This window comes from Chryseobacterium sp. RU37D (genome assembly GCF_900156075.1).
GTDB lineage: Bacteria > Bacteroidota > Bacteroidia > Flavobacteriales > Weeksellaceae > Chryseobacterium.
Map to the genome: position 1 here is coordinate 30,821 of NZ_FTMM01000007.1, position 14,866 is coordinate 45,686.

General features: G+C 35.8%; 9 protein-coding genes. 6 read left to right on the forward strand and 3 right to left on the reverse strand.

The features are described 5' to 3' along the window. Positions 1-48: 48 nt before the first annotated feature. The 5 genes from BW926_RS04975 to deoC all read left to right on the forward strand — a co-directional run bounded on the left by BW926_RS04975 (position 49) and on the right by deoC (position 4,551). A complete protein-coding gene (locus tag BW926_RS04975; protein WP_076444781.1) occupies positions 49-1,311 on the forward strand; it encodes an NAD(P)/FAD-dependent oxidoreductase in 1,263 nt (420 codons plus the stop codon). Continuing rightward, positions 1,308-1,985 carry a tRNA (guanosine(37)-N1)-methyltransferase TrmD gene (gene trmD / locus BW926_RS04980; protein ID WP_076444783.1) on the forward strand — a complete coding sequence of 226 codons (678 nt, stop codon included), beginning with the start codon at positions 1,308-1,310 and terminating at the stop codon, positions 1,983-1,985. The genes BW926_RS04975 and trmD overlap by 4 nt, the downstream gene beginning before the upstream one ends. A gap of 377 nt (positions 1,986-2,362) precedes the next feature. Next, positions 2,363-3,292 (forward strand): endonuclease/exonuclease/phosphatase family protein, encoded by a 930-nt coding sequence (locus BW926_RS04985; RefSeq protein WP_076444785.1) that lies wholly within the window; start codon positions 2,363-2,365, stop codon positions 3,290-3,292. Between the two features lie 38 nt (positions 3,293-3,330). Beyond that, positions 3,331-3,801, forward strand: coding sequence for an Lrp/AsnC ligand binding domain-containing protein (locus tag BW926_RS04990; RefSeq protein ID WP_076444787.1), 471 nt, complete (start codon positions 3,331-3,333; stop codon positions 3,799-3,801). A 3-nt stretch (positions 3,802-3,804) separates the two neighbouring features. After that, complete coding sequence (gene deoC, locus BW926_RS04995) at positions 3,805-4,551, forward strand: deoxyribose-phosphate aldolase (protein ID WP_076444789.1); 747 nt, start codon at positions 3,805-3,807, stop codon at positions 4,549-4,551. Positions 4,552-4,613: 62 nt separating this feature from the next. On the opposite strand, the gene dusB is transcribed toward deoC, so the two are convergent. Then, positions 4,614-5,612, reverse strand: a complete 999-nt coding sequence (gene dusB, locus BW926_RS05000) for a tRNA dihydrouridine synthase DusB (protein ID WP_076444791.1) — start codon at positions 5,610-5,612, stop codon at positions 4,614-4,616. A gap of 188 nt (positions 5,613-5,800) precedes the next feature. After that, positions 5,801-8,872: a hypothetical protein gene (locus BW926_RS05005; protein WP_410493247.1), complete on the reverse strand. Its 3,072-nt coding sequence runs from the start codon at positions 8,870-8,872 to the stop codon at positions 5,801-5,803. 327 nt (positions 8,873-9,199) lie between these two features. Between BW926_RS05005 and BW926_RS05010 the strand changes: the two genes are divergently transcribed. After that, on the forward strand, positions 9,200-9,973 hold the full coding sequence (locus BW926_RS05010; RefSeq protein ID WP_076444793.1) for a T9SS-dependent surface endonuclease, AS87_RS02955 family: 774 nt from the start codon (positions 9,200-9,202) through the stop codon (positions 9,971-9,973). Positions 9,974-10,939: 966 nt separating this feature from the next. On the opposite strand, the gene BW926_RS05020 is transcribed toward BW926_RS05010, so the two are convergent. Next, positions 10,940-14,716 (reverse strand): fibronectin type III domain-containing protein, encoded by a 3,777-nt coding sequence (locus BW926_RS05020; protein ID WP_076444795.1) that lies wholly within the window; start codon positions 14,714-14,716, stop codon positions 10,940-10,942. Positions 14,717-14,866 lie beyond the last annotated feature (150 nt).

Consider the following 14,866-nt stretch of genomic DNA (forward strand, 5'->3'; position numbering starts at 1 on the left):
ACTTTTTTCACTTCTAAATGCTAAATAAAATCAGTAAATTTGTGTACTATGGAAACACGCGAAAAAATTATCATCATAGGGGGAGGTTTTGCGGGACTACAGCTTGCAAAAAAATTGAACAATAAGAATAAAAAGGTCATTGTTCTGGACAGGGTAAACCACCATATGTTTCAACCTCTTTTCTACCAGGTCGCGTGTGGAAGGATTGAACCTTCTAATATATCTTTCCCGTTCAGGAAGATTTTCCAGCGTTCCAGAAATATCCAGTTTCGTCTCACGGAAGCCAAAGAAATTGATACGGTAAACAATAAGATCATTACCGATGAAGCAGACTTCAGTTATGATAAGTTGATCATCGCAACAGGCTGTAAAACTAATTTTTTTGGAAATAAAGATCTTGAAGGAAGAGCTTTCGGGATGAAAAATACCCAAGAGGCAATCAGTATCAGAAATCATGTTTTAATGACCTTCGAAAAGCTGATCATCGAAAAAAGCCGCAGCGATGATGGAAACTGGAATATTGTAATTGTAGGAAGCGGACCCACGGGAGTAGAGCTGGCCGGAGCCTTCGCGGAAATGAAGAAAGAAATTCTTCCGAGGGATTATCCTTACATGAATTTTGATCACCTTAATATTATTCTCGTAAGCTCCACAGAAAAACCTTTAGCAGTTATGAGCCCTGAAGCTCAGGAGAAATCTGAAAAATATTTAAAAGACTTAGGTGTAACTTTTTTAAGCCGGGAATACGTGACGGATTATGACGGTGATAAAGTCTTCACGAAAAGCGGAAAAACAATTCCTTCCAACAATGTAATCTGGGCCGCCGGAGTTACAGGGAATATTGTAAATGGTTTTCAGGAAGATAAATTAATGAAAAACAGATATATAGTAGACCGATATAATAAAATAAAAGGCTACAGCAATATATATGCAATTGGTGATATTGCCTATATGGAGACTCCAAAATATCCGCAGGGCCATCCGCAGGTTGCCAACGTAGCCATTAATCAGGCAAAAAATTTAGGAAAAAATCTTTTAAAGAAAAATGCCAGTAATTGGGTGGAGTATGAATATAACGACAAAGGATCATTAGCAACAATAGGAAAGCACAGGGCGGTTGTTGATTTACCGTTTATCAAATTCCAGGGTTTTTTCGCGTGGTATTTTTGGATGTTTTTACATTTAATGCTCATTTTAAGTGTAAGAAATAAGCTTGCTGTATTCTTCAACTGGATGTGGAGCTATTTTAATAAAGATTCTTCTTTAAGATTAATAATTTTGCCAAATAAGAAAAACGAAACAGTACAATGAGAATTGACATTATAAGCGTACTCCCGGAGCTGATGGAAAGCCCGTTCAAGACTTCTATTTTAAAAAGAGCTATGGATAAAGGGCTGGCAGAGGTACATTTTCACCATCTTAGAGATTGGGCTGTCAACAAGCACAGGCAGATTGATGATGAGCCATATGGCGGCGGCGCAGGAATGGTCATGATGGTAGAGCCTCTGGATAAATGTATTTCAGAACTAAAATCTCAAAGAGAATATGATGAGGTAATTTATCTTACCCCCGATGGGGTCACTTTAAATCAAAAAATAGCCAATACGCTTTCCATTAAAAATAATCTTATTTTCTTATGTGGTCATTATAAAGGTATCGATCAGCGTGTGAGAAATTTACATATCACAAAAGAAATCTCAATCGGGGATTATGTGCTTACAGGTGGTGAATTGGCGGCGTGTGTACTGGCAGATTCTGTTATCCGTCTGCTTCCCGGTGTTTTGAATGATGAGCAAAGTGCTCTTACGGACAGTTTCCAGGATGATCTTTTATCTCCCCCCATTTATACAAGGCCGGAAGTATATAAAGGATTAGAGGTTCCTAAAATTCTATTGAGCGGGAATTTTGGTAAGATTGAAGAATGGCGACATGATGAGGCTGTAAGAATTACTAAAGAAAGGAGACCTGATTTATTAGGAAATTAGTAGCTTTAATTTTATTAATAAAGAAAAATTTTTCCCTTTTTTTTTACAAAAATTGAAAAATGGAATAATAATTGATAATATTTGATTTATTGTTAAAAATTAATTTTATTTTCACTTAATTAGTATTTTTTTTTCTTTTAAATTGAAATTATATATATTATTTTATTTTTAGTTTAATGAATTGCTTACAGTGATTATTAAAATTTTTAATCTTAAATGAATGATTTTATTTTTATTTTTCATTTATTTTATATGGCTAGATTATAAAATTAACCTGAAAAATTTTAAAAATATTTAAAGATATATCGAAAAAAGTAATAAATTTACATCGGAAAATAAGATATAGGTTTTTAAATAAATCTCAGATTTGAGTGTTAATGGAGCTGTTCAGTTTTTATAACGTTGAAAATTTATTTTTACCGGACCCGAAACCAAAGCATAAGCTAGACCCGACTATATCGGGACTTAAAAATTGGGACGAAAAAAGATATGAGAACAAGCTTTTCAAAATTGCACACGTTTTTCAATTGATGAAGGAGGAAGAAGATGTATTGCCTTTTATGATAGGTTTATCCGAGGTTTCTGGGAGGAAAGTATTGGAAGATCTGGTAAAGATGGATCCTTTTAATTCGGAATATGGGATTGTACATTACAATTCTATGGATGAGAGAAAGGTAGATGTGGCATTACTATATGATAAAAATAAAGTAGAGGTGGTGGACTCAGAAACTATTACTTTCTTCTTTGAAATTATAAAAAAAAACACAAACTACGACACAACAAGGGATGTACTTTATTCAAAAATAAGATATAAAGGAGAGATCATTAATGTATTCATCGCGCATCTTCCCTCTAAACGCGAAAAGGACATTAATAAACCAAAAAGGACCTTTATATTGAACGAAATCCGGGGGAGGATTCTGAATATTGTCAATGAAGACAAAGAACATGTGATTTTGTGTGGTGATTTTAACGAAAACCCAGATGATGAAAATTTAGTAAAAATTCTCTATGACGACGGACATGAAAAGATATTAGAAAACCCTTTTCAGCAGTTGTTTTCCACAAGAAATTATTCTACTTTTCATTATAAATCTGGATTGCTGTATGACCAGATCATATTGTCGAAGTCTTTCTTCCATAACAATAATGTTTTGTCATTTCAGAATGCGCAAGTATTCAATTCTGAAAAAATCAGCAGCCGGAACAGGAAATTTGAAGGCAGACCCTTCCGAACCTACGCAGGTACGCGTTACTTAGGAGGCTATAGTGATCATTTCCCGGTTTTTGTAAAATTTAAGGTTTAAACACAACGTAAAAACATAAATAATAAAAAAAGTAGAAAATGAAAAATTCAAGCAACACAAACTACCATTTAGATTCAATTGACAAGGAAATCATTTACATGTTAATGGATAATGCTAAAACATCGTTAGCTCACATTTCGAAAAATGTTGGAATTTCAACAACTGCCGTTCACCAGAGAATTAAAAAGCTGGAGCATGCAGGCGTTATTGAAAATTCTATCTCATTCTTAAATCCAAAGAAAATTGGTTACAAAGTGATTTCTTACATCGGTGTATTCCTGGATCAACCAAGTCATTACCCTGAAGTAGTAAAATCTTTGAAAGATATTAACGAAGTAGTGGAAGCTCATTATACAACTGGTAATTATACCATTTTCCTGAAGGTTCTTTGTAAAGATAATGATCACCTTATGCAGATTCTTAGCAAACTTCAGAAGCTAAAAGGAGTAACAAGAACAGAAACTTTCATATCTTTGGAGCAAGGTATCTACAGACAATTGAAAGTATAACAGATTATGAATATTGCTCAATATTTGGATTCAACATATTTGAAAACGCCTGCACAGTCAGGGCTTTCAGACGAAGAAACTTTACAGAAAGATAAAGATATGGCCCAGGAGGCAATCGATAACGGGATTTTTGCCGTAATGATCCGTCCGGATTATGTATCTGAAATCAAAAAGTATATTCAGGAAAGGAATTCTAATGTTGTGGTAGGAACTGTGATTGGTTTTTATGAAGGGACATATTCCATTGATGAAAAACTTGCAGAAGCCTCAAAAGCAATTGCCGATGGAGCTGATGAATTAGATTTTGTTATTAATTATAATGCTTACCTGAAAGGAAATATAGATTTAGTAAAAAAAGAATTTGTAAGCTGTATGAAGTTGTGTGTACAGTATCATAAAATTGCGAAATGGATTATTGAAATCGCAGCTTTGAATGATCAACAAATTGCAGATCTTACTAAAAAAATTTCTAGTTGGGCAGAAGAAAATTTCTCAGAAAACGACTTATCGAGAATTTTTGTGAAATCTTCAACAGGCTTTTATAAAACTACCGGTGGAAAGCCTAACGGAGCAACATTTGAAGGTGTTAAAATAATGCTGGATAATGCCGGTAAACTTCCTGTAAAAGCTGCAGGAGGGGTGAAAACTCTTGGGGACGCCGAAAAAATGATCGCCTTGGGCGTAAAGAGAATCGGAACTTCTTCAGCATTGGCGATAATTAAAAATCAATCTTCACCGGAAGGTTATTAATAAAATATGTATTAGGATAATGCAAAAAAGAACCCATCAATTTTTTTGATGGGTTTTATTTTTTATGTCTGTTGAGCCAAATATTCCGTATAAAATTCCTGGGTTTCTTTAATAAGAGCATCCATTTCTTCTAAAGAGAAAACTTCTAAAAATTTCTTCCTGAAATCTTTAAAATGAGGCACTCCACGGAAATAATTACTGTAATGCTGCCTCATTTCCACTAATCCCAATCTTTCACCTTTCCATTCTGCGCTCCATTCTGCATGTTGGCGAACAGCTAATAATCTGTCTTCAATTTTTGGTGCAGTAAGATGGTCTCCGGTTTTAAAGAAATGTTTGATTTCGTTAAAAATCCAAGGATAGCCAATGGCCGCACGGCCGATCATGATTCCGTCACAGGCGTATTTTTGTTTGTATTCCAAAGCTTTTTCAGGAGAATCGATATCACCGTTTCCAAAAATAGGAATTTCAATGTTAGGATTTTGCTTGATCCTTGAGATATGCTCCCAATCTGCCTCGCCTTTGTACATTTGGGCACGTGTTCTTGCATGGATTGTTAAAGCTTTAATCCCTGTTTCCTGGAGACGCTCTGCAACTTCGTCAATATTAATGGAAGTACTGTCCCAGCCCAAACGTGTTTTTACCGTTACAGGAAGGCTTGTAGAGCTTACAACAGCTTTTGTAAGGCGTACCATAAGGTCAATATCCTTTAAAACACCGGCTCCGGCCCCTTTGCAGACCACTTTTTTTACAGGACATCCGAAATTAATATCCACCAGATCGGGATTAACAGTTTCCACAATTCTTGCAGACATGGCCATTGCTTCTTCATCTCCACCGAAAATCTGGATTCCAACAGGTCTTTCGTAATCAAAGATATCTAATTTTTTTCTGCTCTTGATAGCATCACGAATCAGCCCTTCAGAAGAGATAAATTCTGAATACATCAGATCTGCACCATGCATTTTGCAAAGCCTTCTGAATGGCGGATCGCTTACATCCTCCATCGGTGCAAGCAAAAGCGGAAATTCCGGCAGTTCTATATTGCCTATTTTTATCATGGTGCAAATTTACAAAATTTTAAACTTCTCCAGCATGAATAAAATCTATGAGCTAATTTGATGAGCGTGGAGGGAAGTAGTGAGGGAGAGTGGTGGAGGTAGGTTGTGTGGAAAGTTTTAGTAAAAAAAAAATTAATAACATTAATTTTTTGCTCTTAAATACTAAATCCTAAAACTTTCCAATTCAATTAAAAGCTTGCTTTTACCTGCATACTTCCAATGTGGATGGTTCTGTCACCGGAATTTCTTCCTTCATAATTTAAATTTAACTGCAGAAAAGAATTGATTGCCTGTTGAATGAAAACGCTCCAAACCTGATTTTTTCCTGGTTTTAGTCCGTCAAGCATTTGGTTCCCGACGATACTGAAATTATTTCCGGTAAAATTGTTATTAATAAAAGAAAAATTCCCCCTGATGGATGTTTTTTTACGTTCCCACTGGATGGTCCCCGTAATGTCAAAAGCTTTTAATAATTCTTCACCATCCACTCTTTGCTTTTGGCGGTAAGCAGATGAAAGCTCAGCCTGGATGGCATCAGTGAATTTATACGTGGCTTTTGGTTTTGTTTCAAAATTATTCAAGCGGTAATCTCTTGTTGCAAATAATTGTGAAGAGTTTTGAATATCATGCACGGAATTTTCCCAGTCTACCCTGAATTCTTTATTAAACCAATATCCGATATTCAGGAAATGCGAAATCTGCTCCCTTTCTTCATTGCTGAAATTGGCGTTCACTAGATTATCATTGGAAATAAAGCGGTAGTTTCCGTTCCATCCGGATTTTTCCGTAGGACTAAACTGCACCGAAGCTAAGATATTTTGATTTTTCAGGATTTGGTCATCATTTTTTTCAAAAGGATTTAATACTAAAACTTTGTCTTTTTTATAAAAAGAGTTTTGTGAATTCAGGGAAATATTGAAATTCCAGCGTTTTAAAAATTTATTTTCAGAATTAAATACAATAGATGGATTTACGAATAAAGCTAGCTGAATTTTATTTTTATTGGAAGGGATATACCTTACGGAATTGGTGTAAACCCTGATATACTGGGCTAGATCCGAATATTCCGCGATTTCAAACTCATCAAGCTGTTGAATGCCATCCCCATTATAATCTGTCCATTTATAAATACCCTGTCCGTCTGTAACTTTTATATACTGAAATTCACGCTGTGCCTCCTGTCCATTTCCAAGCTCATAAAAAGCCTGGAGTCGCATCCCGTTTTTGAAAAGCTGCTGATTGTAAAGGATATTTCCTACTACGAAATCATTGTTTTTGGAAGTATCCACATCCTGATTTTGATAAAAGAATTTTCTGTAATGGAGTAGGGCGTTTAAGGTGGTTTTTTCTGTTTTAATGATTTGGCTTTCTGCCATAAACCCTAGAATATTGTTCATGTTTTGAAGCCTGTTGTCACGAACGGAATCGTTGTCACGCATGTAGACTTTTGCCAATAATTTTGTTCTAGTACTGTCTCCAATTTTTTTCTGAACAAAAACTTCTTTCCAGCTGAAACTTGTTGCATCCATTAATTGAGTGTCATTGTATTTCTTCTCATTATGTTCCATGCTTCCTCCGACTGCCCAGCTTCCTTTTTTGCCGGTAAATTCGGTTGAAACACCACCCCTGATAAATTTAGTGTCCTGAAGAATAGCATTTGTATTCAAATAAGAAAAAGTTCCTTTTGTGAAAAATTTTCCTTTAATCCATCCGAAATCAAGATCGTTTTTAATTCCTTTATAAGAATCCTGTTCATCGAGATAATTAATTCTGTAGTTTAAGGTTGATTTATTATTCCATTTATTAAGGAAGCTGAAAATGAATCGGTTTTGAGTTCTTCCACTAAATTCCTGAGTTAAGTTAAAGTCTCTGGAAAATTCTACATCATTGATCCTGTCCAGAATATGAAACTGTCTGTCAATATATTGATATTCAAAGTTTGGAGTTCCTTTCCAATTGTTTTTGGTGAATGTTTTATTCCCGAAAATTCTCCAGGCGTAACCAAAATTTTGATTCGAATCTTTTGAAGAGAATAAATTCACATCATAATTACTTAAAGAAATATCGGCACCTATTTTACCGTCTTTCAATAAATATTCAGAGTTTATGGAATATACCTGTGATTTTTCCGGGGAAGGCAGTTTTCTTACGGCTCTATAATCTCCCTGATTGGGTCCGACATATTCAAAAACACGGCCGTTATTGGTCGTTTGTGTTATTTTATAATCACCAAGATTTGCTCCGAAATAGGTGTAGGAAACTGTGTAAAGGGTCTGATTGGCATCCGTTGAAAATTCATAATAATTTCCGTTCGGGTTTTGAACCAGGCGGTAAAGGATTTTGTTGACATCATATTCTGTCACAACTCCCGAAGGGGCATACATCAGGTCTGGATTATTTCCTGCATTAGCAAGGATTTGCTCATCTTCTGGTGAAAGATTTAAAGATAAAGGTGCATTTTTGTTATCATTTTCCATGAACCAGTTTAGGCCGAGCCTTAATTTTTCTCTTTTATGCTCCACTTTTCCGGTAAATAAATATCTTGAATAATTTCTGTTGGTATAATTATAAGAAATGGTGATAAAGTTCTGTTGGAAAATAGGACGGAAACTGGTAAAAGTAACTTCTCCCGTATTGTAATTAATTATATAATCTTGGTTTTCCCCTCTTTTCATTAAAATACCATCGATGAAAACCTGTTCTGAGCCGGAGATCAGGGTAATGAATTGTTCTCCATTTTTACCGGTCAGACGATATGGTCCTTGGTTACCTTCAACTCCCTGAAAACGGACTCTGTGGAATTCACTTCGCGCTACACCCATCGAAACGTCTACAAAAGTTTTATTGTCTTTTCCAAATTCTGTCTGGAATTCAAGACCCATGCTTCGTCTCTGATATTTTGCAAAATAATTTTTAGCTTCTACTAAATCAAGATGCCCGGCTCTTAATATGGATTTATCCTTAATATTAAGCTGCATATAGATCTTATCAAATTCCTCAAGAGTTTGTGTATATCCATCCGCCTGAATCGGCAGATTGTGGTCTGAAATACTGGCCAAAATGGTAACATCTTTGGAAAGCCTTCCGGAAATCTGCAAATCCATCGAGCTTTGTACAGACTGCCCTTGATTGTTACCAAAAGTAATCCCCCGGATAATGGAACCTTTGGAATTTAATTCTCCTAAAAATCTTTTTTTATCATTTTTAGCAAGAACGGCTTCGTCTACGATTATTTTGTTGCTGGTTTTTACAAAATCCATCGTGTCTTTGGCAAAAATATCCTGCTCAAATTTTGCGGCCAAAATACTGTCTTGTTTACTATTGTCCTGCTTCAAACTATCCTGAGGAAGATTAGGGTTTTTCCACGTGAACACCTGAGCATTACCCGAAAATATGCCTATAAAAATCAACACGAATATTAGAAAATAATTCCGCAAATCTGCCTAAATAATTTGTAAAAATAACTAAAAATTGTTAACGAGAAAGGTTTTAGTAGTATTAACAAAAAATTAACCCAATTATTGTCTTGTTTTGAAATAATCACTTAATTTTGTGCCGTAAATTATTAATAATTAAATTTTTAAATCATGAAAAAACTTTATTCGCTATTGGCTACTGTATTGGTAGCATCAAGCTTTTTTGCCCAAACAGTTTTCAGTGCAACCTTTGATGATGTAACTGGAACCGGAGGAAATGATGGAGGGTGGAGCGGGAGTGTTGCCGGGTCAGGATTTACAGACGGGAATACCTCTTATACCACAGGGGGTGCCTGGACTTTTGCAAAAATTTACAAAGGAAATCAGTGCCTTAAAGCAGGAACGAGTTCTGCAAAAGGAACTGTAACTACTCCTACTATTAATTTAACAGGTAATGGTACTTTAACTTTCAGAGCCGGGGCCTGGAACGGAGCAAGCGAAGTAACTACTTTAAATGTTTCTGCTACAGGAGCTGCTTTAAGTGTACCCAGCGTAACTTTAACGAAAGGTGCGTTTGGTAGCTATACTGTAAATATTACGGGTGCAACCGGAGCTGTAACTCTTACTTTTGAAGGAAGTGTAGCTGCTAATAACAGATTCTTTATTGATGATATTGTAGTGACTGCAAATACTACTTTAGCTGTTTCTGATTTGTCTAAAACTAAGGGAAGCTTAGTTAAAAATACTTTTGTAAAAAATGAAGAAATTACTTTTGGAGCTCAGGCTAAAGACGTAAAAGTATACAATATGTACGGACAGGTTGTAAAAACTGCTTCTGTAAAAGAAAACGAATCTTTAAACGTTTCTGATTTACAAAAAGGAAGTTATATAGTAACCGGTACGGTAAATAATCAGCCGATTTCTCAAAAAATCCTTAAGGACTAGTCTTAAATTTTAAAATAAATTTGTTTAAACTTTAATTTTCTTTAAGAACAAAATAGAAAAAGCCAAATAATGTAGATTTCTCCAGGTTATACTCAAAGTCTCGAACCTTACTAATAAAACCTTGAAGCTATCAAGCCAAGCATTTGCTTTTTCTATTTTGAATCTTCTTTTATACAACTTATAATCAAAATATTTTTCATATTTCGCATCTCCATTGCGAGGATTCTCTTTAATATTTTCGATGATTTCTTTTTTGATGCAGAAAATCTCTGAATTGTTTATTATCAAAATCGACCTGCATTAAGAAATAATCCTTTATACTATATATCAGCATCGTTCAGAAGATCGAGAATATCATCTTTCCTTAATATGATATAAATCACGATGCTCTCCGCTTATTGGATTTCCTATTGAAAGTATTTCTCTTTTGGTTATTACAAAGGAAAATATCATTACTGGTTTTGATAATTTTTTTCTCTGATATCCTACCGCTCTTCACCTCCTGTTCTGCTATGGGGTAGTTTGTCAGCTTATTTCAATCGTTTTACAATCAGTTTAAAGGTTGTTTTCCTATATCAAATCTTGTAGAAAATTCTCGTTTGCCTTGACTCAAATGAGGTAAATCTATTTTTCCACTTTGGAAATTCTTTCTTTAAAAAAGTTTAAACAGCTTTATAATATAATTCTTAATAAGAAATCAAATAAAATGAATACTATCATTATCCAAATAAAAAAGTCCCCGTCTTTCAACGAGGACTAAAAACTAATAACCATGAAAACTCAAATTAAACATGAGTGGCTGCAAATTTATGAAATGTATGCCATCTATATGCTTATATTTACCATTAATTTCATCAATTAACAGTTATTTATCAAATTTTAAAAATTATTTAAGAACGTTTATGATCCTATTTACAAAAAATAAGCCCTCATTTCTGAGAGCTTATTCTGTTTTTTATATATTTATTATTCTTTAATAAATTTCTTCTGAGTTGTACCTTGTGCATCTTCGATGTCAATGATATAAACTCCGTTGATCAAATTATGTACATCAATCTTGTTGTTTAAGATAATTCCTGAAGACACTACCTGCCCTGCTGTATTATAGATCTTATAATTAGCTTTCTTACTAATATTTTTCACATTCAATATTGTTTTCACAGGATTAGGGAAAATCAGAATATCATTCTGGTTTACCGAATTTGGGATAGCTGGTTTAGAAATCCTTACGGTATAGTCTTCTACTTCTCCCGTTGGGAAGCTTGTACAGTTTACAGGAATTCCATCTTTTTGCATTGCTACTCTCATTACTACATATTTGTAGTCTGTCATACTAATGAATGCATCTGCAGGCACTGAGAATGTTCCGCTTACTGTCTGCTCATTATTGGAAGGTGCAACAAAAATTCTTTCGTTGATGTCAAAATATCCGTTTCTGTTGAAATCAATCCATACAGCTACTCCGGCATTAGCATTTCCTGAAAGCTTTTTATCAATCGTGATTTTATTATTTGATGAGCCTTGGATTAATTCAATGAACTTAACAGGAACACCCGTATAATCAGAATAGTTTGAAGCTTGAGATTCATTCACCATTTCAGGTTTACCATTTGGAGTCATTGTTACTTTTGAAATATATTCAGAAGATGATATTGTAGATTCCATTTGGCAATACACTACTGTAGGTGTTGTAAATATATAAGGCTGAGTATATGTACCCGGAGTTCCATTACATATGTTTACAACCTGCATTTCATACTGAGTCAATTCCGTAAGTCCTGTTAATGTAACTGTATTTGTAGAAGAGGGAATATTTGTCCAGCTAGGAATACCTACTTTTCTATATCTAAGGATATAAGTTGCGCCAGGAAAAGGATCCCATGTTACAACAGCTGTAGTTGTCGTAAGGTTAGTAATCGTTAGCCCCGGAGGAGCAATATCACATGTTCTTTCAGTTGTAAACACTTTAGGATTAGACCAAGTATTTAGCGTAGTTTCGTTATCACACATATTAGCGATCTGAACCTCATATGTTGTATACACATTTAAATTGGTAAGTGTATAAGTATTTGCTGGTGCCGCAGGTAATGTAATATTTGGAATATTCCATCCTGTTGGGCCGCTTCCTACGATTCTGTATCTTAGGTAGTAGTGAGAACTTGCTGCAAGTGGAGACCATGTAACCAAAGCAGAAGTTGTAGTAATATTACTTATTGTCACGTTCGGAGGTGTAGGATCACATCTTGTAAGGAATTCATTATGGGAGAATACGCCGAGTGTACCGTTACAAACCGCTGCTACTTCAACTTCATATTGAGTTGCAGATAAGAGGTTTGTTAATGTAGTAGTATTTGTAGGAGTTGGGAAAGGTGCTGCAGCAATATTTGCCATCAACCATGTTGTAGATCCTACAGGTCTGTATCTGATCGTATAACTAGCACCACCGTTATCCTGAGGCCAAGTCAGAACTACCGAATTATGAGTAGGAGTTGCTACTGTGACAGTAGGAGTTGCAGTACTACAAATACGTAACTTAATATTATCAATAGCTGCAGGAGGTTGGTTACCACCGGTGCCGTCATTTCTCCATTCAAATACCAAACGCATGGTTTGCCCTGCAAAACTGCTGATATTTAAATTCGGGTTAAGGTATGACTGCCAAGTATCCTGCTGGTTATAATTCGTACCAATCTGGATTCTTCCTGCTCCAGTAGTAATTTGAGTTCCCGCAGTCGGCATGAAGGTTACAGGAACCAACCATACCCTTAAATAATCCCAAGAACCTTCCCCTTGTGCTTTCCAATCGAAGGAGAAGGTAACATTTGTAGTTCCTGTAGGAACAGTGATATCTCTATAAGCATGAACTACACTTGATGCTGAAGTTGTATAAGCGTTCGTAGTTCCATTGTCATTAGAGATATAGATTGATCTTGCAGGGTTTCCGGTAGCATTACCATAGAACCATTTATTAGTCTGTGTTGTACTTCCGGTGAATCCTAAGTCATTATTTGTAGAGAAGTCCTGATAATAAGGAATCGTTGTTGGAATCTGTGGAGTTGTAAAACTTGGTCCTGCCACCCAGAAACTTTTGTCAGAAGCTACACATACAGAACGAACCCAGAAATAATAAGTAGTATTTGGTGTTAATGAAGATAGAAGTGCTGTCGTTGTTGCTGAACTTCCTGTTGGAGCAGTCGTAGCAATAGGAGAAACGTTTGTTGTAGTCAGGTAATATTGATATCCTCCTACAGGTATAGGTGTCGGAGCTGTCCAGTTGATCGTAGCTGTTGTAGTAGTAACGTTTGACACAGCCAATGCTGATGGTACTTTACATGTCGGAATACTTAAGTTAATATTATCAATAGCGGCTGGAGGTTGTGTACCGCCGCTCCCATCATTTCTCCATTCAAATACAAGACGCATGGTCTGTCCTGCAAAAGAGCTTAGGTTTAATGAGGTATTAAGATAGTTTTGCCAAGTTGTCTGCTGGTTAAAATTACCTCCTACCTGAATTCTTCCTCCTCCGGTACCAATCTGAGTCCCCGGTGTAGGAACAAAAGATGTAGGAACCAACCAAACTCTTAAATAATCCCAAGAGCTTTCCCCTTCGGCTTTCCAGTCAAAAGACAATGCAGCATCAGTAGTTCCCACAGGGATTGCAATATCTCTGTATGCCTGAACAACACTGCTTGAGCCTATACTGTAAGCGTTAGAGACTCCATTATCATTAGAAATATAAAGAGAATTTGCAGGGTTTCCTAAAGCTGTACCATAGAACCATTTGTTAGTCTGCGTCCCATTATTAAGTTGAAGATCATTACCTGTGGAGAAGTCCTGAGTATAAGGAACAGTAGTCGGGATCTGTGTAGTTGTAAAACTAGGTCCTGCCATCCAAACACTTTTATCTGTTCCGCTGCAGATAGAACGTACCCACCAGAAATAAGTAGTTACAGGAGCCAGCGTGGGAGTTACTGTAGTACCTGCATTCGAAATACCTGTTGTAGCGGCTACTGGAGCAGTGTTGGTTGTGCTTAAATAATATTCATATCCGTTTCCTGGTACAGGAGATGGAGCAGTCCATGATAATGTAGCTGTAGTAGCGCCTATCGCAGATGCCGTCATTCCCGAAGGCATGATGCAGGTAGGGATGCTTATATTAATATTGTCAATGGCAATAGCTGGCTGAGTACCACCGGTGCCGTCATTTCTCCATTCAAATACAAGACGCATTGTATTTCCTGCATAAGGAGCAACATTTAAGTTAGGCAAACTGTAATTCTGCCAGGTACTCTGTAGATTAAGCTGGGCAAGCTGTGTTCTTCCAGTCCCTGCACTAATCTGTGTTCCTGGCGTAGGGGTAAAAGTGGCAGGTACTACCCAAACTTTTATATAATCCCAAGTAGATTCTCCTCCGCTTTTCCAGTCGAAAGAAAAATTAGCAATAGTAGATCCGACGGGAATTGTGAAGTCCCTGTATGCCTGAACCGTACTTGAGCTATTTATTGTATAAGCATTAGATATCCCATTATCATTTGAGACATAGATTGAGCTTCCTGTATTCCCTGTAAACGCTCCATAAACCCACTTATTGGTTTGTGTACCATTAAGAAGTGTAAAATCGTTGGTTGTATTAAAATCCTGAGAATAAGGTAATGTAGCAGGTGCTTGACCATAGACAGCCGGTATGGCGCCTAAATTTATCAAACACAGAAGAAGTACTAAGAAAGTAGAAAGTTTCTTCATAGGTTATCATTTAATATTAATCCTTGCAAATCTAATTCGTTTTTTATTAATATATATTATAAACTATAATATTTTTTACAAAAATTGTAAAAACCAAGATAATTGTTAGTCAAAATTTATTGAGGTACTCTTAAAGAGCAAAAGAATAAA